The following is a 21867-nucleotide window of genomic DNA, read 5'->3' on the forward strand; positions in this document are numbered from 1 at the left end:
CCCGCCGCGGCGCCCGACGCGCGCGTGCTGCTCGACCTCGCGGGCGCGGTGCGCGAGCGCCACCCCGTACGGATCGAGTACACCGACCGCGAGGGCCGGCGCAGCACGCGCACCGTCCACCCCTACGGCCTCGTGGCGCACCGCGACCGCTGGTACCTCACCGGCGCCGACCCGGCCGCCGGCGGGACGCGGGTCTTCCGGGTCGACCGGATCGGCGGCGCGGCCGGCGAGCCCGGCAAATTCGCCGTGCCGGCGGGCTTCGACCCCGTCGGCACGGTGCTCGACGCGCTCGCCCGCGCGCCCTGGACCCACGACGTGGTGCTGCGCGTGCGCGGCACCGTCGACGACGTGCGCGGCCGCTTCCCCGCCGACCTCGCGGCCCTGTCCGAGATCCCCCCGGACCGGCTCCCCGGGCCCGACGGGTCCGGCTGGGTCCTCGTCCGCCTCCGCGCCGAGCGGCTCGACTGGATCCCGGCCGTGCTGGCGGCCCTGGACCGCCCGTTCGCCGTCGAGCGCCCCGCCGCCCTGCGGGACCTGGTGCGCGCCCTGGCCCGCCGCCTCGCCGAAGGCGCAGCCGGCACCGACCGCTGACGCCCGCCCGCCGCAGCGGGCCACGAGCCCCCGGGCCGGTGCCAAACGTGGCGTGGATCGCTCCCCGAGGAGTCCACCGGCCCCGCATTGGCTCTTGTCGCCGGTCACCCACCAGGCGTTTCCTCGATACCGCAGGTTCCCGACCCTTGGGCGATCCGGTGCCTGCCCCGTTCGCCACCGCTTGTTCCGACCCACCCCTTCACCCCCAGCGAGGCTCCCGTGTCCACTGCTCCGCAGGCCGCTTCCCAGGACCCCCAGGCCGCCCCGGCTTCCTCTTCGGCGAGCCCCGAGACCGGCACCGCCCGTGTGAAGCGCGGCATGGCCGAGCAGCTCAAGGGCGGCGTGATCATGGACGTCGTCACGCCCGAGCAGGCGAAGATCGCCGAGGACGCGGGCGCCGTCGCGGTCATGGCACTGGAGCGGGTCCCCGCCGACATCCGCAAGCACGGCGGCGTCGCGCGCATGTCCGACCCCGACATGATCGAGGGCATCATCGACGCCGTCTCGATCCCGGTCATGGCCAAGTCCCGCATCGGCCACTTCGTCGAGGCCCAGGTCCTGCAGTCCCTCGGTGTCGACTACATCGACGAGTCCGAGGTGCTGACCCCGGCCGACGAGGCCAACCACTCGGACAAGTGGGCGTTCACCACGCCGTTCGTCTGCGGTGCGACCAACCTCGGCGAGGCGCTGCGCCGCATCGCCGAGGGCGCGGCCATGATCCGGTCCAAGGGCGAGGCCGGCACCGGCAACGTCGTCGAGGCCGTCCGCCACCTGCGCCAGATCAAGGGCGAGATCGCCCGCCTGCGCGGCGCCGACCGCAACGAGCTGTACGCCGCCGCCAAGGAGCTGCGCGCGCCGTACGAGATCGTGCGCGAGGTCGCCGAGCTGGGCAAGCTGCCCGTCGTGCTCTTCTCGGCGGGTGGCGTGGCCACCCCGGCGGACGCGGCGCTGATGCGGCAGCTCGGCGCCGAGGGCGTGTTCGTCGGCTCCGGCATCTTCAAGTCGGGCGACCCGGCCAAGCGCGCCGCCGCCATCGTGAAGGCCACCACCTTCTACGACGACCCGAAGATCATCGCCGACGCGTCGCGCAACCTCGGCGAGGCCATGGTCGGCATCAACCTCGACGCGGCCCCCGACGCCGAGCGGTTCGAGAACCGTGGCTGGTGAGGACGTCCGCATCGGCGTGCTCGCCCTCCAGGGCGACGTGCGCGAGCACCTGGCGGCGCTGGCGGCGTCCGGCGCCGCCGGCGTGCCCGTGCGCCGCCCGGAGGAGCTGGCCGCCGTGGACGGGCTCGTCGTCCCCGGCGGCGAGTCCACCACCATGTCGAAGCTGGCCGTCCTGTTCGGCCTCATGGAGCCGCTGCGCGAGCGGGTCCGCTCGGGCCTGCCGGTGTACGGCACCTGCGCCGGGATGATCCTGCTCGCGGAGAAGATCCTGGACCCGCGCTCCGGCCAGGAGACCGTGGGCGGCATCGACATGATCGTGCGGCGCAACGCCTTCGGGCGGCAGAACGAGTCCTTCGAGGCGGCCGTCGACGTCCGGGGCGTCGGGGGAGGGCCCGTCGAGGGCGTGTTCATCCGGGCGCCCTGGGTGGAGTCCGTGGGCGCGGAGGCCGAGGTGCTCGCCGAGCACGGCGGCCACGTCGTGGCCGTACGGCAGGGCAACGCGCTGGCGACCTCGTTCCACCCGGAGCTCACCGGCGACCACAGGATGCACCGGTTGTTCGCCGAGATGGTGCGATCCGTAAGCTGAGCGGATCCCGGTAGGATCTCTGGCGAACAGAGCTGCATCGGTTACGCGAAGGAGACAGGCAGATGTCCGGCCACTCTAAATGGGCTACGACGAAGCACAAGAAGGCCGTGATCGATGCCAAGCGCGGCAAACTCTTCGCGAAGCTGATCAAGAACATCGAGGTCGCCGCGCGGACCGGCGGCGCCGACATCGAGGGCAACCCGACGCTCTTCGACGCCGTGCAGAAGGCGAAGAAGCAGTCGGTCCCCAACAAGAACATCGACTCGGCGCTCAAGCGCGGCGCCGGCCTCGAGGCGGGCGGCGCCGAGTACGAGACGATCATGTACGAGGGCTACGGCCCGAACGGCGTGGCCGTCCTCATCGAGTGCCTCACCGACAACCGCAACCGCGCGGCCTCCGACGTCCGCGTCGCCATGACGCGCAACGGCGGCTCGATGGCGGACCCCGGTTCGGTGTCGTACCTCTTCAACCGCAAGGGCGTCGTCGTCGTCCCCAAGGGTGAACTCGGCGAGGACGACGTCCTCGGCGCGGTGCTCGACGCGGGCGCCGAGGAGGTCAACGACCTCGGCGAGTCCTTCGAGGTGCTCAGCGAGGCCACCGACCTCGTCGCCGTGCGCACCGCGCTGCAGGAGGCCGGCATCGACTACGACTCGGCCGACGCCAACTTCGTCCCGACCATGCAGGTCGAGCTGGACGAGGAGGGTGCGCGCAAGATCTTCCGGCTGATCGACGCGCTCGAGGACAGCGACGACGTCCAGAACGTCTTCGCCAACTTCGACGTCTCCGACGAGGTCATGGAGAAGGTCGACGTCTGACCGGCCCCGGCCGGCACCGGCCCTGCCGACGGACCGACGGAGCGTGTCTCCGTCGGTCCGTCGCTTTGTCGGTGGCGGGCACTAGGGTGCTGATCGGCGGGAACAGTTGACCGAAGGGGGAACGTGGTGCGGGTCCTTGGCGTCGATCCCGGCCTCACCCGCTGCGGCGTCGGCGTGGTCGAAGGGGTCGCGGGCCGGCCGCTGACGATGCTCGGCGTCGGGGTGGTCCGCACTCCCGCGGACGCGGAGCTCGGCGCGCGCCTCGTCGCCGTGGAGCAGGGCATCGAGGCCTGGTTGGACGAGTACCGCCCCGAACGGGTCGCGGTGGAGCGGGTGTTCAGCCAGCACAACGTGCGCACCGTGATGGGTACCGCGCAGGCGAGCGCCGTGGCGCTGCTGTGCGCGTCGCGCCGGGGCATCCCCGTCGCCCTGCACACCCCCAGCGAGGTCAAGGCCGCCGTCACCGGCAGCGGGCGCGCCGACAAGGCGCAGGTCGGCGCGATGGTGACGCGGCTGCTGCGGCTCGCCGCGCCCCCGAAGCCCGCCGACGCCGCCGACGCGCTCGCCCTCGCCATCTGCCACATCTGGCGGGCCCCCGCCACCAGCCGCCTCCAGCAGGCCGAGGCCGCGGCGCGCGCCGCACGCCCCGCCCGGCTGCCGGGCGGCGGCAGCACATCCGTCCGGAAGGTCACCCCATGATCGCGTTCGTCAGCGGCCGGGTCGCCGCGCTCGCCCCCACCACGGCCGTGATCGAGGTCGGCGGGGTCGGCATGGCCGTGCAGTGCGCGCCGGCAACGCTCGCCGGCCTCCGCCTGGACCAGGACGCCCGCCTCGCCACCTCCCTCGTCGTGCGGGAGGACTCCCTCACGCTCTACGGCTTCGCCGACGACGACGAGCGGCAGGTCTTCGAGCTGCTCCAGACCGCCAGCGGCGTGGGCCCCCGGCTCGCGCAGGCCATGCTCGCGGTGCACAGCCCGGACGCCCTGCGCGCCGCCGTCGCCGCGGGCGACGAGAAGGCCCTCACCGCCGTGCCCGGCATCGGCAAGAAGGGCGCCCAGAAGCTCCTGCTCGAACTGAAGGACCGGCTCGGCGCCCCGCTCGGCACCGGCGCGGCCGCGCGTTCCGCCACCGCCGCCGGCCCGGCCCCCTGGAGCGAGCAGCTGCTCACGGCGCTCGTCGGCCTCGGGTACCAGAGCCGGGAGGCCGAGGAGGCCGTGGCGCAGGTCACACCGCAGGCGGAGGCCGCCCTGGCCGAGGGCACGCAGCCACCGGTGCCGCAGCTCCTGCGGGCCGCCCTGCAGAGCCTGAACCGCACGCGCTGACCGGGCGGGCCCGCCCGGCCGCCCCGCGTGATCACCGAGGAAACGAGCGAAGGGTACGCAGTGAACTGGGACGTCCCCCCGGATGACACCGACGCCACGGCGCCCGCGGGCGAGGCCGCCGACCGGCTCGTCGGCTCCGCGGCCGACGGCGAGGACCAGGCGGTCGAGGCCGCCCTGCGCCCCAAGTCGCTGTCCGAGTTCGTCGGCCAGGAGCGCGTGCGCGAGCAGCTCGACCTCGTCCTGAAGGCGGCGCTCGCGCGCGGGGCCACGTCCGACCACGTCCTGCTGTCCGGCGCGCCCGGCCTCGGCAAGACGACACTGGCGATGATCATCGCGGGCGAGATGGGCGCCCCGATCCGCATCACGTCCGGCCCCGCCATCCAGCACGCGGGCGACCTCGCCGCGATCCTGTCCTCGCTCCAGGAGGGCGAGGTGCTGTTCCTGGACGAGATCCACCGGATGTCCCGGCCGGCCGAGGAGATGCTGTACATGGCGATGGAGGACTTCCGGGTCGACGTGATCGTCGGCAAGGGCCCCGGCGCCACCGCCATCCCGCTGGAGCTGCCCCCCTTCACACTGGTCGGGGCCACGACCCGCGCCGGACTGCTGCCGCCGCCGCTGCGCGACCGCTTCGGCTTCACCGGCCACATGGAGTTCTACGCGAGCGGCGAGCTCGAACGCGTCCTGCACCGGTCCGCGCACCTGCTCGACGTCGAGATCGACCCGGCGGGCGCGGCGGAGATCGCCGGCCGCTCCCGCGGCACGCCCCGCATCGCCAACCGCCTGCTGCGCCGCGTACGCGACTACGCGCAGGTCAAGGGGGACGGCCGGGTCGACCGCGAGGTCGCGGCGGCGGCCCTCGGGGTCTACGAGGTCGACGAGCGCGGGCTCGACCGGCTCGACCGGGCCGTGCTGCAGGCCCTGCTCAAGCTGTTCGGGGGCGGCCCCGTCGGCCTGTCCACCCTCGCGGTGGCGGTGGGGGAGGAGCGCGAGACCGTCGAGGAGGTCGCGGAGCCCTTCCTCGTACGGGAGGGGCTGCTGGCGCGCACGCCCCGCGGTCGCGTCGCCACTCCCGCCGCCTGGAGCCACCTGGGTCTCACGGCCCCGCAGCACGCACCGGGAGCAAGCGGACAACAGGGCCTGTTCGGAGCCTGACCGCACACTCACTCGCCCCGGGAGGAACCCGGGTGCCATGCTGGGCGTTGTTCCAACGACGCGGACTCGCCTAGACTCCGCCGATGCCGCCCTTCCGGTCGGCGACCCCACCCCCGAATACCAGGCCGTGTCGACAGCGGTCGTGCGAAGGAAGTTCCCGCCCGTGAGTATCGTGACCCTCCTCCCCTTCATCGTGCTCATCGGGGCCATGTTCCTGATGACGCGCTCCGCCAAGAAGAAGCAGGCGGCAGCGGCCTCGATGCGCAACGACGTGCAGCCTGGCGTCGGCGTGCGCACCATCGGCGGCATGTTCGCCACCGTGAAGGAGGTCCACGACGAAATGGTCCTCCTGGAGGTCGCGCCGGGCGTGCACGCGGTCTACGCGAAGAACGCGATCGGCGCCGTCCTCGACGACGAGGAGTACAACCGGATCGTGCACGGCGAGGAGCCCTCGGGCGACCTCGGCCTTGACGCCCCGGTCGTGCCGGACGACGCCTCCTCGCTGACCGACGGCGACGTCGCGAAGATCGACCTCGGCAAGAAGCCGGGCGCCGACCTGACGAAGTCCGACGCCCCGTCCGAGGACGGCGCCAAGGCCGCCGCGGACGACGCCGGGGACGTGAAGGACGACGAGCCGAAGGACGAAGCCTCCGCCCGCGACGCCAAGGGCGAGGCCAAGACCGACGGCGAGACCGGAACGAAGTAGTCACCTCCGCGACCGCGGGCCGCCCCACCACGGCTGTCGGCGGTGCACGGGCCGTAACGAACTTGGCGGGGCAGGGTCCCCACAACACTTCGTGGCCGCTCACGGCTCCGGCGCTCGCCACCGGACGGAAGGCGGTTGGACAGGGAGAATCGAGAAGGTGGCAGCACCCAAGAAGGGTCGAAGGTCTGCGGGGTCGCCGGGCAGGCCGGGCCGCACCCTTTCACTGTTCCTGATCGTCATTGCCGCCCTCGTGGGCGGCATGTTCTGGTCGGGAGACACCGCACCGCGCCTGGGCATCGACCTCGCGGGCGGTACGACGATCACGCTGAAGGCGCAGAACACGCCGGGCAAGCCCAACGCGATCAACAAGACCAACATGGACACCGCGGTCGACATCATGAACCGCCGTGTCAACGGTCTCGGTGTGTCCGAGGCCGAGGTCCAGACGCAGGGCAGCGACAACATCGTCGTGAACATCCCCAAGGGGACCAACGAGGCACAGGCCCGTCGGCAGGTCGGCCAGACCGCCCAGCTGTACTTCCGGCCCGTGGAGGCCGTGGCGGCCGGCACCCCGACGCCCCAGCCGTCCACCAGCGGCTCCCCGAAGACCACCCCGAGCGGCTCCGGCGGCTCCACGCCGAGCGGCAAGCCGTCCTCGTCCGCGAGCGGCTCGACCGCGGACAAGGTCACCGGTTCCTCGTCGGGCTCGCCGTCGGCCACCACGAGCTCCAGCACCCAGGGCCGGGCCGTCACCAGCGCCCTGAAGAAGGACCCCTCGCCGGGCTCGACCGGCAAGGCGAGCACCCCCGCCACCCCGCCGGCCACGGACGCCACCACGCCGCCCGACCCGGCGACGGCGGCCCTGCAGAAGAAGTTCACGGACCTCGACTGCAGCAGCAAGGCGCAGCGCACCAAGGCCAACCAGGGCGCGGGTCCGAAGGACTCGATCGTCGCCTGCGGCCAGGACTCCGGCAAGCAGTGGGAGAAGTACGTCCTCGGCCCGGCCGCCCTCGAGGGCACCGACGTCAAGAAGTCGCAGGGCGTCTTCGACAGCCAGAACGCCCAGTGGATCGTCACCCTCGACTTCACCGGCTCCGGCAGCAAGAAGTTCTCGAAGATCACCGGCCAGCTCTCGCAGCAGCAGGCGCCGATGAACCAGTTCGCGATCGTCCTCGACGGCAACGTCGAGTCGGCGCCCTCGGTCAGCCAGACGCTGAGCGGCAGCGCCCAGATCTCGGGCAGCTTCGACCAGCAGTCCGCCAAGGACCTCGGCAACGTGCTGTCCTACGGCGCGCTCCCGCTCTCCTTCCACGAGGAGACGGTCACCACCGTCACCGCGGCGCTCGGCAGCGAGCAGCTCAAGGCCGGCCTCATCGCCGGCGGCGTCGGCTTCGCGCTGGTGCTGATCTACCTGATCGCCTACTACCGCGGCCTCGCCGCGATCGCGGTGCTCAGCCTCGTGGTGTCCGCGATCCTCACGTACACCCTGATGTCGCTGCTGGGCTCCGGCATCGGCTTCGCGCTGAACCTGCCGGCCGTCTGCGGTGCCATCGTCGCGATCGGCATCACCGCCGACTCGTTCATCGTGTACTTCGAACGGATCAGGGACGAGATCAGAGAGGGCCGCACGCTGCGGCCCGCCGTCGAGCGCGCCTGGCCGCGAGCCCGGCGCACCGTGCTGGTCTCCGACTTCGTCTCCTTCCTCGCCGCCGCGGTGCTCTTCGTGGTCACCGTCGGCAAGGTCCAGGGCTTCGCGTTCACGCTGGGCCTGACCACCGTCCTCGACGTGGTGGTCGTGTTCCTGTTCACCAAGCCCGTGATGACCCTGCTGGCCCGCCGGAGGTTCTTCTCCGACGGCCACCCGTGGTCGGGTCTCGACCCGAAGCGGCTCGGAGCCAAGCCGCCCCTGCGCCGCTCCCGCCGGGTCGGTGGCGCTTCCTCGTCCGACCACCCGAAGGAGGCGTGAGATGTCGCGGATCGGTGCATTCACCGCTCGTCTCTACCGTGGCGAGGTCGGCTACGACTTCGTGGGCAAGCGCAAGATCTGGTACAGCATCTCGGTGCTGATCGCCATCACGGCGATCGTCGGACTCGCCGTGCGCGGCATCAACGAGAGCATCGACTTCAAGGGCGGCGCGGTCTTCACCACCCCGAAGACGAGCATCTCGGTCGAGGAAGCCGTCAACGACGCGCAGAGCGCGTCCGGCAAGACGGCCGTCGTGCAGAAGCTCGGCAACGGCTCGCTGCGCATCCAGATCGCCGAGATCACGACCAAGCAGTCCGACCCGATCAAGGCGGAGCTGGCCAAGGACCTCAAGGTCGACCAGGACGCGATCACGGCCGACCTGGTCGGCCCGAGCTGGGGCTCCACCATCGCCAACAAAGCGTGGACGGGTCTGGCCATCTTCCTGGTCCTCGTCGTGATCTACCTGGCGATCGCGTTCGAGTGGCGCATGGCGGTCGCGGCGTTCGTCGCGCTGCTGCACGACATCGTCATCACGGTCGGCGTCTACGCCCTGGTCGGCTTCCAGGTCTCGCCGGGCACGGTGATCGGCCTGCTGACGATCCTCGGCTACTCGCTCTACGACACCGTCGTGGTCTTCGACAGCCTCAAGGAGCAGTCGAAGGGCATCACCAAGCAGACGCGGTACACGTACGCCGAGATCGCCAACCAGTCGATCAACAGCACTCTCGTCCGGTCGATCAACACGACCGTCGTGGCGCTGCTGCCCGTCGCGGGCCTGCTCTTCATCGGCGGCGGCTTCCTCGGCGCGGGCGACCTGAACGACATCGCCCTGTCGCTGTTCGTCGGCCTCGCGGCCGGCGCGTACTCCTCGATCTTCATCGCGACCCCGCTGGTCGCCGAGCTCAAGGAGCGCGAGCCGCAGATGAAGGCGCTGCGCAAGCGGGTCCTCGCCAAGCGCGCCAAGGAAGCCCAGGCCGCGGAGGGCGGCGAGGAGAACGACGGGCCCGGCCTCGCCCCGGACACCGGCGTCACCCCCGCGGTCGCGGGTCCCCGCAGCCGCACCCGCGGCGGCCGGGCCTCCGGCTCGGGCTCCTCCGGGAGGCGCAGGTGAGCGGCGCCGACCTCAGGGAGCTGCTGCTCTCCCGGATCCGGGACGTCGCCGACTACCCGAAGCCCGGCGTGATGTTCAAGGACATCACCCCGCTGCTCGCGGATCCGGCCGCGTTCCGGGCGCTGACCTCGGCACTGGCCGAGGGGTGCCGCCGCGTCGGCGCCACGAAGGTCGTCGGCCTGGAGGCCCGGGGCTTCATCCTGGCCGCGCCCGTGGCGATCGAGGCGGGCCTCGGCTTCGTCCCGGTCCGCAAGGCCGGCAAGCTCCCCGGCGCGACCCTCTCCCAGGGCTACGACCTGGAGTACGGCACGGCTGAGATCGAGGTCCACGCCGAGGACCTCGCGGCGGGCGACCGGGTCGCCGTCATCGACGACGTGCTCGCCACCGGCGGCACCGCCGGCGCGGCCGTCGAGCTGATCCGCCGGGCCGGCGCGGACGTCGCCGGGGTGTCCGTGCTCATGGAGCTCGGCTTCCTCGACGGCCGGGCCCGGCTGGAGAAGGTCCTGCGGGACGCCCCGCTGGAGGCCCTTCTCACGGTCTGACGCGTCCCCCGGACGTGTGACGGCGGGCACCCGGGAACAACCGGGTGCCCGTCCGCCGTTCCACCGCCTCCGGGGGCGCAGGACGCCCCCGGCCCCCCGGAACCGGCCGTTCCCGGAGCGAGCGAAATGGCCGGGATCGCTACCATGGACCTTTCCGGGGCCGAACGGGTGGTCCCGATCCGCACGAGGAGCGCTCTTGCCAGACGAGGCCAAGCCACTGGCCGCCACGCCCGAGCCGCACGCCGACCGGGCCCAGGCGGAGCCCGAGACGAAGCAGCAGGCCCGCGCGGGACAGGCGGACCCGGCCGGCGCCTCGGACGCGCTCCCGGCGGACACCGCGCCGAGCGCGCCCCCGGCACGCCCGAACCACACGCCGCCCACGGCGCCCAAGCCCGCGGCCGCGGCGCCCACGCGCTCCGGCTCCTCCAACCGGGTGCGGGCCCGGCTCGCCCGTCTGGGCGTACAGCGCTCCTCGCCGTACAACCCGGTGCTGGAGCCGCTGCTGCGCACCGTGCGCGGCAACGATCCCAAGATCGAGACGGCGACGCTGCGGCAGATCGAGCGCGCCTACCAGGTCGCGGAGCGCTGGCACCGCGGCCAGAAGCGCAAGAGCGGCGACCCTTACATCACCCACCCGCTCGCCGTCACCACCATCCTCGCCGAGCTGGGCATGGATCCGGCCACCTTGATGGCGGGCCTGCTGCACGACACCGTCGAGGACACCGAGTACGGGCTCGACACCCTGCGTCAGGACTTCGGCGACCAGGTCGCGGCCCTCGTCGACGGCGTCACCAAGCTGGACAAGGTCAAGTTCGGCGAGGCCGCGCAGGCCGAGACGGTCCGCAAGATGGTCGTCGCGATGGCCCGGGACCCCCGGGTCCTGGTGATCAAGCTCGCCGACCGGCTGCACAACATGCGCACGATGCGCTTCCTCAAGCGGGACAAGCAGGAGAAGAAGGCCCGCGAGACGCTGGAGATCTACGCGCCGCTGGCCCACCGGCTCGGCATGAACACCATCAAGTGGGAGCTGGAGGACCTCGCGTTCGCGATCCTCTACCCGAAGATGTACGACGAGATCGTCCGCCTCGTCGCCGAGCGCGCGCCCAAGCGCGACGAGTACCTGGCCATAGTGACCGACGAGGTGCAGGCCGACCTGCGGGCCGCCCGCATCAAGGCCACGGTCACCGGGCGCCCGAAGCACTACTACAGCGTCTACCAGAAGATGATCGTCCGCGGCCGGGACTTCGCGGAGATCTACGACCTGGTCGGCATCCGCGTCCTCGTCGACACCGTCCGCGACTGCTACGCGGCGCTCGGCACCGTCCACGCCCGGTGGAACCCGGTGCCCGGGCGGTTCAAGGACTACGTCGCGATGCCGAAGTTCAACATGTACCAGTCGCTGCACACGACGGTCATCGGGCCCAGCGGCAAGCCCGTCGAGCTGCAGATCCGCACGTTCGACATGCACCGGCGGGCCGAGTACGGCATCGCGGCCCACTGGAAGTACAAGCAGGACGCGGTCGCCGGCGCCTCCAAGGTGCGCACGGACGTGCCGAAGACCTCCGGCAAGGGCGGCCGGGCCGACGACACCGTCAACGACATGGCGTGGCTGCGCCAGCTGCTGGACTGGCAGAAGGAGACGGAGGACCCCAGCGAGTTCCTGGAGTCCCTGCGCTTCGACCTCTCCCGCAACGAGGTCTTCGTCTTCACGCCCAAGGGCGACGTGATAGCGCTGCCGGCCGGCGCCACCCCCGTCGACTTCGCGTACGCGGTGCACACCGAGGTCGGGCACCGCACCATCGGCGCCCGCGTCAACGGCCGGCTCGTGCCGCTGGAGTCGACACTCGACAACGGCGACCTCGTCGAGGTCTTCACGTCCAAGGCGTCGGGCGCGGGCCCCTCCCGCGACTGGCTCGGCTTCGTCAAGTCGCCCCGGGCCCGCAACAAGATCCGCGGCTGGTTCTCCAAGGAGCGCCGCGAGGAGGCCATCGAGCAGGGCAAGGACGCCATCGCGCGGGCCATGCGCAAGCAGAACCTGCCGATCCAGCGGATACTGACCGGCGACTCGCTCGTGACCCTCGCGCACGAGATGCGCTACCCCGACATCTCGTCGCTGTACGCGGCGATCGGCGAGGGACATGTCGCGGCGCAGGGCGTCGTGCAGAAGCTCGTCCAGGCGCTCGGCGGCGAGGAGGCGGCCACCGAGGACCTCGAGGAGACCACGCCGCCGGCCCGCAGCCGGACCAAGCGCAGGTCCAACGCGGACCCGGGCGTGGTCGTCAAGGGTGTCGACGACGTCTGGGTGAAGCTCGCGCGGTGCTGCACCCCGGTGCCGGGCGACCCCATCATCGGCTTCGTCACGCGCGGCAGCGGCGTCTCCGTGCACCGCGCGGACTGCGTCAACGTGGACTCGCTCTCGCAGCAGCCCGAACGCATCCTCGACGTCGAATGGGCCCCCACCCAGTCGTCGGTGTTCCTCGTCGCGATCCAGGTCGAGGCACTCGACCGCTCCCGGCTGCTCTCGGACGTCACCCGCGTGCTGTCGGACCAGCACGTGAACATCCTGTCGGCGGCGGTCCAGACGTCCCGCGACCGGGTCGCCACCTCCCGCTTCACCTTCGAGATGGGCGACCCGAAGCACCTCGGCCACGTGCTGAAGGCCGTGCGGGGCGTGGAGGGCGTCTACGACGTCTACCGCGTGACCTCCGCCCGCAGGCCCTGAGCCCTTGAGTCCCTGAGGCCTCGAGTCCCGCGGTCACCGGCGGGGAACCCGCGGTTGCCCCTCCGGCGCGCCGGTGGGACCACCGACGCGGGAGCCGCAGGCGGCGCTGTGTTGTCGCCAGCGGTGCGGGCGGCGCGCCGGCGGCGTCGGCAGCGTGGAGGGCACAGCGGTGCCGGCGGCCGCGGGGCCCTGCCCCGCGCGGCCGTTGTCAGTGGCGTCGTGCATGATCGGCCCAACACTTCTTCCAGGGGATCGGGGCGGGCATGCGGATCACGAACCAGCAGGTGGTCAACCACACCTTTCTGCGGCGGCTGTACGCGGACGGCCACTATCCCGACGACGTCGTCGACCGGGGCCGGGCGGTCCTGCTGCGGCTGTGCGGGCGCATCGAGGCCGAGGAGCCCTCGGACCTGGCGGCCCTGTACGAGCTGACCCACGCCGCGACGGAGGAGTTCAACCGCCTGGAGGCGGTGTTCGAGGCGGCCGGGAGCGAGATCGAGACGGTGGCGCGGGAGGAGATCGCGGGGGACTTCTGGTTCGTCGCGTCGGCCTACGGGTTCACGGACGCGGACGTCGAGAAGCTGATCGCCCCCCGGGAGTGGTGAGGGCGGCCGGGCCGGCGGCCGCGGTGCCCCGCGCACGCGCGCGGGGCCGGGCGGTGTCTCCACACCGTCCGGCCCCGCGTCAGTGACTGCCGCGATCGGGCGGAGTCAGCCGCCGAACTCCTGCAGACCCTTGAGCGCCTGGTCCAGCAGCGCCTGCCGGCCCTCCAGCTCCTGGGTCAGCTTGTCCGCGCGAGCGGTGTTGCCCGCCGCCCGCGCGGCCTCGATCTGCCCGCGCAGCTTGTCCACGGCGGCCTGGAGCTGGCCGGTCAGGCCCGCGGCGCGGGCCCGCGCCTCCGGGTTCGTCCGGCGCCACTCCGTCTCCTCGGACTCCTGCAGCGCGCGCTCGACGGCCTGCATCCGGCCCTCGACCTTGGGACGTGCGTCCCTCGGCACGTGGCCGATGGCCTCCCAGCGCTCGTTGATCCCGCGGAACGCCGCCCTGGCCGCCTTGAGGTCCTGCACCGGCACGAGGCGCTCGGCCTCGGTCGCCAGCTCCTCCTTGAGCTTCAGGTTGTCCGTCTGCTCGGCGTCCCGTTCGGCGAACGCCTCGCCCCGCGCGGCGAAGAAGACGTCCTGGGCGCCGCGGAAGCGGTTCCACAGGTCGTCCTCCGCCTCGCGCTGCGCACGGCCCGCGGCCTTCCACGACGCCATGAGCTCGCGGTAGCGGGCGGAGGTGCCGCCCCAGTCCGTCGACCCGGACAGCGACTCGGCCTCCGTGACCAGCTGCTCCTTCGCCTTGCGGGCCTCCTCGCGCTGCGCGTCGAGCGACGCGAAGTGCGCCTTGCGGCGCTTGGAGAAGGCGGAGCGCGCGTGCGAGAAGCGGTGCCACAGCTCGTCGTCGGACTTGCGGTCGAGCCGGGGCAGGCCCTTCCACGTGTCGACGAGGGCCCGCAGCCGCTCCCCGGCCGAGCGCCACTGCTCGCTCTGCGCCAGCTCCTCGGCCTCGGCGACGAGCGCCTCCTTGGAGTGCCGCGCCTCGTCCGTCTGCTTGGCGCGGTGTGCCTTGCGCTCCTCGCGGCGCGCGTCGACCGTGCCCCGCAGCGCGTCGAGCCGCTTCCTGAGCGCGTCGAGGTCGCCCACCGCGTGGTGCTCGTCCACCTGGCCGCGCAGGTGGTCGATGGCGGCCGTCGCGTCCTTCGCGGACAGGTCGGTCGTCCGCACCCGGCGTTCGAGCAGGCCGATCTCGACGACCAGGCCCTCGTACTTGCGCTCGAAGTAGGCAAGCGCCTCGTCGGGCGATCCCGCCTGCCAGGACCCGACGACCACTTCCCCCTCGGCCGTACGCACGTACACGGTGCCCGTCTCGTCGACACGGCCCCACGGGTCGCTGCTCACAGCGCCTCCTCCAGCTGATGCCCGCAGGGCTCGCGCCCCCCGGCATCGTCCACGGTTCCCGGGGCGGGCAGCGCCCGCCCTGCATAACGCCAACATAGGCGAACGGCCACCCGGCTGTCCGCACTCCGGGCGGCCGAAATTCGGTGCCCGGTACAGCAGGTCACTGCTTGTCGACCGTGGCCTTCTGGACAGTCACCGCGTCCTTGGGCGCACCGTCGTTCACCGGCGTCTTCTTGGTGCTGCCGGCGACGCCCGCGGCCGCCACGGTCTTCACGGCCTTCAGCCCCGCACTGTCCATGGTGCCGAACGGCGTGTACTGCGGCGGGAGCTTCGAGTCCTTGTAGACCAGGAAGAACTGGCTGCCGCCGGTGTGCGGCTGGCCGGTGTTCGCCATCGCGACCGTGCCGGCCTTGTACGTGACCGAACCGTCGGCGCCCGGCTTGCCGAGCGCGGTCAGGTTCTCGTCCGGGATCGTGTAGCCCGGGCCGCCCGTGCCGTCGCCCTTGGGGTCGCCGCACTGCAGGACGAAGATGCCCGCCGTGGTGAGCCGGTGGCACTTGGTGTTGTCGAAGAACTTCTTGTCCGCCAGGGACTTGAACGAGTTGACCGTGTGCGGGGTCTTCGCCGCGTCCATGGAGATGGCGACGGAGCCCCGGTTGGTCTTGAGGTCCATCGTGTACTTCGCCGTCTTGTCGATCGTCATCTTCGGCTCGGGCGGGCCGGAGGGGGACGCCGAGGGCGACGGGGCGGCGGCGGGGGAGGCGGCGCTGTCGGCCTTCTTCCCGTCGCTGCCGCCGCCCATGACCGCGAACGCTGTGCTGCCGCCGCCGATCACCACGACGGCGCCCACCACGGAGGCGATGATGGCGTTGCGGCGCCTGGAGCGCCTGCGCGCCTCCACCCTCCGCCGCTGCTGCCGCTCGAACTTCTCCCTGGCAAGCTGCCGCCGTCGCTGGTCGTTGTTGGCCACCGGGTCTGCTCCCTATGTCTCGGTCCGTGTCCGTCCGGCACGACTGACCCCGTACGCTATATGGGTTCGCTGTGGAAATCGCGGTCCCGGTACGCTCTGTGCACTGCCTGTGATCTGCCGCGACGTCCGCCCGTGACCTGCCGCAGCAGCGGGGCGCGTACACGCCGACCGACATGAAGGACGAACGTGCTCATTGCCGGGTTCCCCGCCGGGGCCTGGGGGACCAACTGCTACCTGGTCGCCCCCGCCGCGGGCGAGGAGTGCGTGATCATCGACCCCGGCCACCAGGCCGCCGACGGCGTCGCCGAGACGGTGGCGAAGCACCGGCTCAAGCCCGTGGCCGTCATCCTCACCCACGGCCACATCGACCACGTCGCGTCGGTCGTGCCGGTGTGCGGCGCCCAGGGCGTGCCCGCCTGGATCCATCCCTCGGACCGGTACATGATGAGCGACCCCGAGAAGGCGCTCGGCCGCTCCATCGGCGCGCAGCTGATGGGCGAGCTGACCGTCGGCGAACCGGACGACCTCCGGGAGCTCGCCGACGGCGCGACGCTGTCGCTGGCGGGGCTGGAGTGGGGCGTCGCGCACGCACCCGGCCATACGAAGGGGTCGGTGACCTTCGGGCTGCCGGAGGCGGGCGACGTCGGCATCCCGCCGGTCCTCTTCTCCGGCGACCTGCTGTTCGCCGGCTCCGTCGGACGCACCGATCTGCCGGGCGGGGACACCGCCGAGCTGCTCGACTCGCTGGGCCGTGTGTGCCTGCCGCTCGACGACTCGACCGTGGTGCTCTCGGGCCACGGCCCCCAGACGACCATCGGCCAGGAGCGCGCCACCAACCCCTACCTCCGCCAGGCGGCCGACGCCCGCGCGGACGGGACCGGTACGGACGCGCCACCGCGACGAGGAATGTGAACGCAGCGATCTCCATGAGCACCTTCCAGGCCCCCAAGGGCACCTACGACCTCCTCCCGCCCGCCTCCGCCACCTACCTGGCGGTGCGCGAGGCCCTCGCCGGACCGCTCCGGCGCTCCGGCTACGGCTACGTGGAGACGCCCGGCTTCGAGAACGTCGAACTCTTCGCGCGCGGCGTCGGCGAGTCCACGGACATCGTCACCAAGGAGATGTACGCCTTCGAGACGAAGGGCGGCGACCGGCTCGCGCTGCGCCCCGAGGGCACCGCGTCCGTGCTGCGCGCCGCGTTGGAGGCCAACCTCCACAAGGCCGGCAACCTGCCGGTGAAGCTCTGGTACTCCGGCTCGTACTACCGCTACGAGCGCCCGCAGAAGGGCCGCTACCGCCACTTCTCCCAGGTCGGCGCCGAGGCGATCGGCGCCGAGGACCCCGCGCTCGACGCCGAGCTGATCGTGCTGGCCGACCAGGCCTACCGCTCGCTCGGCCTGCGCGGCTTCCGCATCCTGCTGAACTCGCTCGGCGACCGCGAGTGCCGCCCCGTCTACCGCGAGGCGCTCCAGGACTTCCTGCGCGGCCTCGACCTCGACGAGGACACCCGCCGCCGCATCGAGATCAACCCCCTGCGGGTGCTCGACGACAAGCGCCGCGAGGTGCAGCAGCAGCTGACGGGCGCCCCGCTGCTGCGCGACTACCTGTGCGACGCGTGCCGCGCCTACCACGACGAGGTCCGCGCCCTGCTGACCGCGCAGGGCGTCGCATTCCAGGACGACCCCCGGCTGGTGCGCGGGCTCGACTACTACACCCGCACCACGTTCGAGTTCGTCCACGACGGGCTCGGCTCCCAGTCCGCCGTCGGCGGTGGCGGGCGCTACGACGGGCTCTCCGAGATGATCGGCGGCCCCGCGCTGCCGTCCGTCGGCTGGGCGCTCGGCGTGGACCGCACGGTGCTTGCGCTGGAGGCCGAGGGCATCACGCTGGAGCTGCCGGCCGCCACCAGTGTGTTCGCGGTGCCGCTCGGGGACGAGGCCCGCAAGGCCCTGTTCTCGGTGGTCACCGAGCTGCGCCGGGCGGGCGTCGCCGCCGACTTCAGCTACGGCCGCAAGGGCATCAAGGGCGCGATGCGCAGCGCGGACCGCTCCGGGGCGCGCTACACGCTCGTCGTCGGGGAGCGGGACCTCGCCGAGGGCGTCGCCCAGCTCAAGGACATGGAGACGGGCGAGCAGGAGGCCGTGGCCCTCGACGCCGTCGTCGGCAAGCTCCGCGCGCTGCTCGGCCGGCACTGACGACGGGGGGACGGGGCCGGTTCCCACAGCCGGCCCTTATCCCCTTCGAACGGTGCCGGCCTGCCCCGGTGCGGCACAATGGCCCTGCCCACAACGCCTTCCTAGCGACCGGACAGGGATATGACGACCACGCTGGACAACGTCTCCTCACGCGGGGAGACGAAACGGCTCGGCGGCGCGCCGATCGCCGGCAGCCGTGCCTTCGGGGTGCTTCTCGCGCTCACCGGGGCGGCGGGACTCCTCGCCGCCTGGGTGATCACCCTGGACGAGTTCAAGCTCCTGAAGAACCCGAACTTCGTGCCCGGCTGCAGCCTCAACCCGGTCGTGTCCTGCGGCAGCGTGATGAAGAGCGACCAGGCCCACGTCTTCGGCTTCTCCAACCCGATGCTGGGCCTCGCGACCTACCCCGTCGTGATCGGCATAGGCCTCGCGATCCTGGCGGGAGCCAAGCACCAGCGGTGGTACTGGCTGGGCCTGCAGGCCGGCACGCTGTTCGGCGTCGGCTTCGTGACCTGGCTGCAGTTCCAGTCGCTGTACCGCATCCACGCGCTGTGCCTGTGGTGCTCGCTCGCGTGGGTCGCCACGATCCTGATGTTCTGGTACACCCTGTCGCACAACGTGCGCAACGGTGTGATCCCCGCGCCGCGCTGGCTGCGCTCGTTCTTCACGGACTTCACCTGGATCCTGCCGGTGCTGCACATCGCCATCATCGGCCTGCTGATCCTCACGAACTGGTGGAGCTTCTGGACCAGCTGACCGGCCCGGACCGGACCCGGACGGCCGGCGGCGGCGACGGCGCCCGCCCGCGCCCACCGCGCCGGCGGGCTCCCCGGTCCGGCCCTGCTGCCCGTCCCGCCCGCCGCACCGGCGGTGTTGTCGGTGGGCTGCCTTAGGCTTCCAGGTGTGGAGCCCGACCTCTTTACCGCAGCGGCGGAAGACCGCCAGGAGAAAGATCCCACCAGCAGTCCGCTGGCGGTCCGGATGCGTCCGCGCACCCTGGACGAGGTGGTCGGCCAGCAGCACCTCCTGCGCCCGGGCTCGCCGCTGCGCCGCCTGGTCGGCGAGGGCAGCGGCCCCGCCGGCGCCTCCTCGGTGATCCTGTGGGGCCCGCCGGGCACGGGCAAGACCACCCTGGCGTACGTCGTCTCCAAGGCCACGGACAAGCGCTTCGTGGAACTGTCCGCCATCACGGCGGGCGTCAAGGAGGTCAGGACCGTCATCGACGGCGCCCGCCGCGCCTCCGGCGGGTACGGCAAGGACACCGTCCTGTTCCTCGACGAGATCCACCGCTTCAGCAAGGCCCAGCAGGACTCGCTGCTGCCGGCCGTGGAGAACCGCTGGGTGACCCTGATCGCCGCCACCACCGAGAACCCGTACTTCTCGGTCATCTCCCCGCTGCTGTCCCGGTCGCTGCTGCTGACCCTGGAACCCCTCACCGACGACGACCTGCGGGGCCTGCTGCGCCGGGCCCTGACCGAGGAGCGCGGGCTGGGCGGCGCGGTGGGGCTGCCCGAGGACACCGAGGCGCACCTGCTGCGCATCGCCGGCGGGGACGCGCGGCGGGCGCTGACCGCGCTGGAGGCGTCCGCGGGCGCCGCGATCGACAAGGGCGAGGCCGAGATCTCGCTGTCGACGCTGGAGGAGACCGTCGACCGCGCGGCGGTGGCCTACGACCGCGACGGCGACCAGCACTACGACGTGGCGAGCGCGCTGATCAAGTCGATCCGCGGCTCGGACGTGGACGCGGCCCTGCACTACCTGGCCCGGATGATCGACGCGGGCGAGGACCCCCGGTTCATCGCCCGCCGGCTGATGATCTCGGCGAGCGAGGACATCGGTCTCGCCGACCCGGCGGCGCTCCCGCTCGCGGTCGCGGCCGCGCAGGCCGTGGCCATGATCGGTTTTCCGGAGGCGGCGCTGACGCTGAGCCACGCGACGATCGCGCTGGCGCTCGCCCCGAAGTCGAACGCGGCGACGCTCGCGATCGGGGCTGCCCTGGAGGACGTGAAGAAGGGCGCCCCGGGCCAGGTGCCCGCACACCTGCGCGACGGCCACTACAAGGGCGCGGCCAAGCTCGGCCACGCGCAGGGCTACGTGTATCCGCACGACGTGCCGGGCGCGATCGCGGCCCAGCAGTACCTGCCGGACGCGGTGAAGGACCGCAGGTACTACACCCCGACGCGGTACGGCGCCGAGGCGCGCTACGCGGACGTGGTGGAGAAGGTGCGCGAGCGGCTGCGCGGCGAGTCCTGACGCGGGGCGCGGTCGCCCCCCGCGGCGGCGGCCCGGCCGCGGCACCGGCCGCGCGGGTGCCGTCAGCCCGCCGCCGCCTCGAAGAGCGTGTGCATGGCCCGGCGCAGTCCGGAGACGTCCGCGACGGGCTCGGGGAAGTCGAAGCGGGCGTCGAAGGTCCGCACCCCGACGAAGCGCACCCGCAGCCCGAACCGGTCGAGTGCCAGGGGCACGGCGACGGCGCCCGCGGCCGAGCGCGCGCCCGTCCGCTCGCCGAGCAGGCCGCGCAGCCGCTGGACCTCCGAGCCGTGTGCCGCGGCGAGGTGCTGGAGGAGTTCGGCCTCGTGGGGGGACAGCGGATCGGGGCGGGCGGCGGTGAAGTCCTCGGGATCGACGAGTCCGGCACCCCACAGGTCGTCCACGGACACCTCGCCCGTCTCCAGCCGCAGCACCGCCGTGCCGGGGGCCGCGGCGCCGGGCACGCGGGTCAGCCATCCGGAGACCCAGGCGCGGCCGCGGACCCGGTGCGGCACGGCCACGGGGGCCACGTCCGTGACCTCGAGCACCGCGTGCAGTTCGTCGTCCTGGGCGTGGGCGGCGGCCCGCGCGGCGGGGGAGTGCTCGGGGAAGGCGAGCAGCACCTCGCCGTCGCGTCCGACCGTCCGCCCGTCGGGCTCCAGGGTGTAGGGCGGGGCCTGTTCGAGACCTGGAATGAGCAGCACCGACGAGCATGTACTCTGTACGAGAGTTCGTGTGCGCTCGGCTGCTGACGGCATCCGGGCGATCTCCAGCCCGTTGCCCTGGTCGTGTGTGTCTTTCAGCTCACGCTCGGGGCAGGGACGCGGCTGACCATGAGCTGATCGGACCTCCGTCGATTCGGTGCCCCGCCTCTTGTCGGGGCCGTCTGTGATGCGCGTGGTGTTCCCAGGGCGAGACATGCGATCTCCTTAAGTAAGGTGAGCCTAACCTAACCTACACGGAGGTCTGGAGAACGTGCCTAACCAGTCGCGTCCCAAGGTCAAGAAGTCGCGTGCGCTCGGTATCGCGCTGACGCCGAAGGCCGTCAAGTACTTCGAGGCCCGTCCCTACCCGCCGGGCGAGCACGGCCGCGGCCGCAAGCAGAACAGTGACTACAAGGTCCGTCTGCTGGAGAAGCAGCGCCTGCGCGCGCAGTACGACATCAGCGAGCGCCAGATGGTCCGCGCCTACGACCGCGCCCGCAAGGCCGAGGGCAAGACCGGCGAGGCCCTGGTCATCGAGCTCGAGCGCCGCCTGGACGCGCTGATCCTGCGCTCCGGCATCGCCCGCACGATCTACCAGGCCCGTCAGATGGTCGTGCACGGCCACATCGAGGTCAACGGCCAGAAGGTCGACAAGCCGTCGTTCCGTGTCCGTCCCGACGACGTCGTGATGGTCCGCGAGCGCAGCCGCACGAAGGTCCCCTTCCAGGTGGCCCGCGAGGGTGGCAACGACACCGACGGCGAGACCCCGCGCTACCTGCAGGTCAACCTGAAGGCCCTGGCGTTCCGCCTGGACCGCGACCCGCAGCGCAAGGAAGTCCCGGTCATCTGCGACGAGCAGCTCGTCGTCGAGTACTACGCCCGCTGATCCGGACGCAGCACTCGCGTTCCGCGCGCCCCAGGCCCGTCCGTCCCCGCCCTCGCGGCGGGGCCGGCGGGCCTTCGCCGTGCCCGGGACCGGGGCCCGGTCCAGGTGTCCAGGGCCTTCGCCGTGCCCGGCGCCCCGGCCCGGCCGGGGCCCGCGCCGCCGAGGCCCCGGACGCCGCCCCGCTCCTCAGCGCTCCCGCGCCGCGGCGGGCTCCGCGCGCGGCGCCGCCGCGCCGGCCG

General features: G+C 72.4%; 21 protein-coding genes. 18 read left to right on the forward strand and 3 right to left on the reverse strand.

The annotated features are described in order from the left end of the window. The 13 genes from L1885_RS07435 to L1885_RS07495 all read left to right on the forward strand — a co-directional run. Positions 1-591: helix-turn-helix transcriptional regulator (locus L1885_RS07435; RefSeq protein ID WP_235796192.1), on the forward strand; the 591-nt coding region annotated here is incomplete at its 5' end. 306 nt (positions 592-897) lie between these two features. After that, on the forward strand, positions 898-1758 hold the full coding sequence (gene pdxS, locus L1885_RS07440; RefSeq protein WP_308117287.1) for a pyridoxal 5'-phosphate synthase lyase subunit PdxS: 861 nt from the start codon (positions 898-900) through the stop codon (positions 1756-1758). Next, entirely contained in the window at positions 1748-2344 is a 597-nt protein-coding gene (pdxT, locus tag L1885_RS07445; protein ID WP_235796193.1) for a pyridoxal 5'-phosphate synthase glutaminase subunit PdxT, read from the forward strand. Before pdxS ends, pdxT begins: the two co-directional genes overlap by 11 nt. 62 nt (positions 2345-2406) lie before the next feature. Further along, positions 2407-3159, forward strand: coding sequence for a YebC/PmpR family DNA-binding transcriptional regulator (locus L1885_RS07450; protein WP_235796194.1), 753 nt, complete (start codon positions 2407-2409; stop codon positions 3157-3159). A gap of 126 nt (positions 3160-3285) precedes the next feature. Continuing rightward, positions 3286-3858 carry a crossover junction endodeoxyribonuclease RuvC gene (gene ruvC, locus L1885_RS07455; protein WP_235796210.1) on the forward strand — a complete coding sequence of 191 codons (573 nt, stop codon included), beginning with the start codon at positions 3286-3288 and terminating at the stop codon, positions 3856-3858. Continuing rightward, positions 3855-4481, forward strand: coding sequence for a Holliday junction branch migration protein RuvA (gene ruvA / locus L1885_RS07460; protein WP_235796195.1), 627 nt, complete (start codon positions 3855-3857; stop codon positions 4479-4481). The genes ruvC and ruvA overlap by 4 nt, the downstream gene beginning before the upstream one ends. 60 nt (positions 4482-4541) lie before the next feature. Beyond that, entirely contained in the window at positions 4542-5636 is a 1095-nt protein-coding gene (gene ruvB, locus L1885_RS07465) for a Holliday junction branch migration DNA helicase RuvB (RefSeq protein ID WP_235796196.1), read from the forward strand. Between the two features lie 163 nt (positions 5637-5799). After that, the gene (yajC, locus tag L1885_RS07470) at positions 5800-6342 is read left to right on the forward strand and encodes a preprotein translocase subunit YajC (RefSeq protein ID WP_235796197.1); all 543 of its coding nucleotides are present in this window, start codon (positions 5800-5802) and stop codon (positions 6340-6342) included. 157 nt (positions 6343-6499) lie between these two features. Beyond that, positions 6500-8308 carry a protein translocase subunit SecD gene (secD, locus tag L1885_RS07475; RefSeq protein ID WP_235796198.1) on the forward strand — a complete coding sequence of 603 codons (1809 nt, stop codon included), beginning with the start codon at positions 6500-6502 and terminating at the stop codon, positions 8306-8308. A gap of 1 nt (position 8309) precedes the next feature. Beyond that, the gene (gene secF / locus L1885_RS07480; RefSeq protein ID WP_235796199.1) at positions 8310-9419 is read left to right on the forward strand and encodes a protein translocase subunit SecF; all 1110 of its coding nucleotides are present in this window, start codon (positions 8310-8312) and stop codon (positions 9417-9419) included. Beyond that, entirely contained in the window at positions 9416-9961 is a 546-nt protein-coding gene (locus L1885_RS07485; RefSeq protein ID WP_235796200.1) for an adenine phosphoribosyltransferase, read from the forward strand. Before secF ends, L1885_RS07485 begins: the two co-directional genes overlap by 4 nt. A 196-nt stretch (positions 9962-10157) precedes the next feature. Continuing rightward, the gene (locus L1885_RS07490) at positions 10158-12683 is read left to right on the forward strand and encodes a RelA/SpoT family protein (protein WP_235796201.1); all 2526 of its coding nucleotides are present in this window, start codon (positions 10158-10160) and stop codon (positions 12681-12683) included. 263 nt (positions 12684-12946) lie between these two features. Beyond that, positions 12947-13288, forward strand: coding sequence for a DUF5713 family protein (locus tag L1885_RS07495; RefSeq protein WP_235796202.1), 342 nt, complete (start codon positions 12947-12949; stop codon positions 13286-13288). Between the two features lie 105 nt (positions 13289-13393). Here the strand turns inward: L1885_RS07495 and L1885_RS07500 are convergent, their stop codons facing one another. Together L1885_RS07500 and L1885_RS07505 are read right to left on the reverse strand one after the other, a co-directional pair. Continuing rightward, positions 13394-14623: a DUF349 domain-containing protein gene (locus L1885_RS07500; RefSeq protein WP_235796203.1), complete on the reverse strand. Its 1230-nt coding sequence runs from the start codon at positions 14621-14623 to the stop codon at positions 13394-13396. Between the two features lie 160 nt (positions 14624-14783). After that, positions 14784-15593, reverse strand: coding sequence for a peptidylprolyl isomerase (locus L1885_RS07505; protein WP_235796204.1), 810 nt, complete (start codon positions 15591-15593; stop codon positions 14784-14786). Between the two features lie 186 nt (positions 15594-15779). Here L1885_RS07505 and L1885_RS07510 point away from each other — a divergent pair, with 186 nt between their 5' ends. The 4 genes from L1885_RS07510 (at position 15780) to L1885_RS07525 (ending at position 20041) form a co-directional block, all read left to right on the forward strand. Further along, positions 15780-16505 carry an MBL fold metallo-hydrolase gene (locus L1885_RS07510; protein WP_235796205.1) on the forward strand — a complete coding sequence of 242 codons (726 nt, stop codon included), beginning with the start codon at positions 15780-15782 and terminating at the stop codon, positions 16503-16505. Positions 16506-16519: 14 nt separating this feature from the next. Next, complete coding sequence (gene hisS, locus L1885_RS07515) at positions 16520-17788, forward strand: histidine--tRNA ligase (protein WP_235796211.1); 1269 nt, start codon at positions 16520-16522, stop codon at positions 17786-17788. Between the two features lie 120 nt (positions 17789-17908). Further along, positions 17909-18544 (forward strand): vitamin K epoxide reductase family protein, encoded by a 636-nt coding sequence (locus tag L1885_RS07520; RefSeq protein ID WP_235796206.1) that lies wholly within the window; start codon positions 17909-17911, stop codon positions 18542-18544. 147 nt (positions 18545-18691) lie between these two features. Continuing rightward, positions 18692-20041 carry a replication-associated recombination protein A gene (locus tag L1885_RS07525; protein WP_235796207.1) on the forward strand — a complete coding sequence of 450 codons (1350 nt, stop codon included), beginning with the start codon at positions 18692-18694 and terminating at the stop codon, positions 20039-20041. Between the two features lie 62 nt (positions 20042-20103). Here L1885_RS07525 and L1885_RS07530 read toward each other — a convergent pair whose 3' ends face one another. Next, positions 20104-20796 carry a DUF2470 domain-containing protein gene (locus tag L1885_RS07530; RefSeq protein ID WP_235796212.1) on the reverse strand — a complete coding sequence of 231 codons (693 nt, stop codon included), beginning with the start codon at positions 20794-20796 and terminating at the stop codon, positions 20104-20106. 217 nt (positions 20797-21013) lie between these two features. On the opposite strand from L1885_RS07530, the gene rpsD reads away from it, so the two are divergent. Continuing rightward, positions 21014-21628 (forward strand): 30S ribosomal protein S4, encoded by a 615-nt coding sequence (rpsD, locus tag L1885_RS07535; protein WP_235796208.1) that lies wholly within the window; start codon positions 21014-21016, stop codon positions 21626-21628. Positions 21629-21867 lie beyond the last annotated feature (239 nt).

The sequence above is a fragment of the Streptomyces fuscigenes genome (assembly GCF_021556455.1).
GTDB lineage: Bacteria > Actinomycetota > Actinomycetes > Streptomycetales > Streptomycetaceae > Streptomyces > Streptomyces fuscigenes.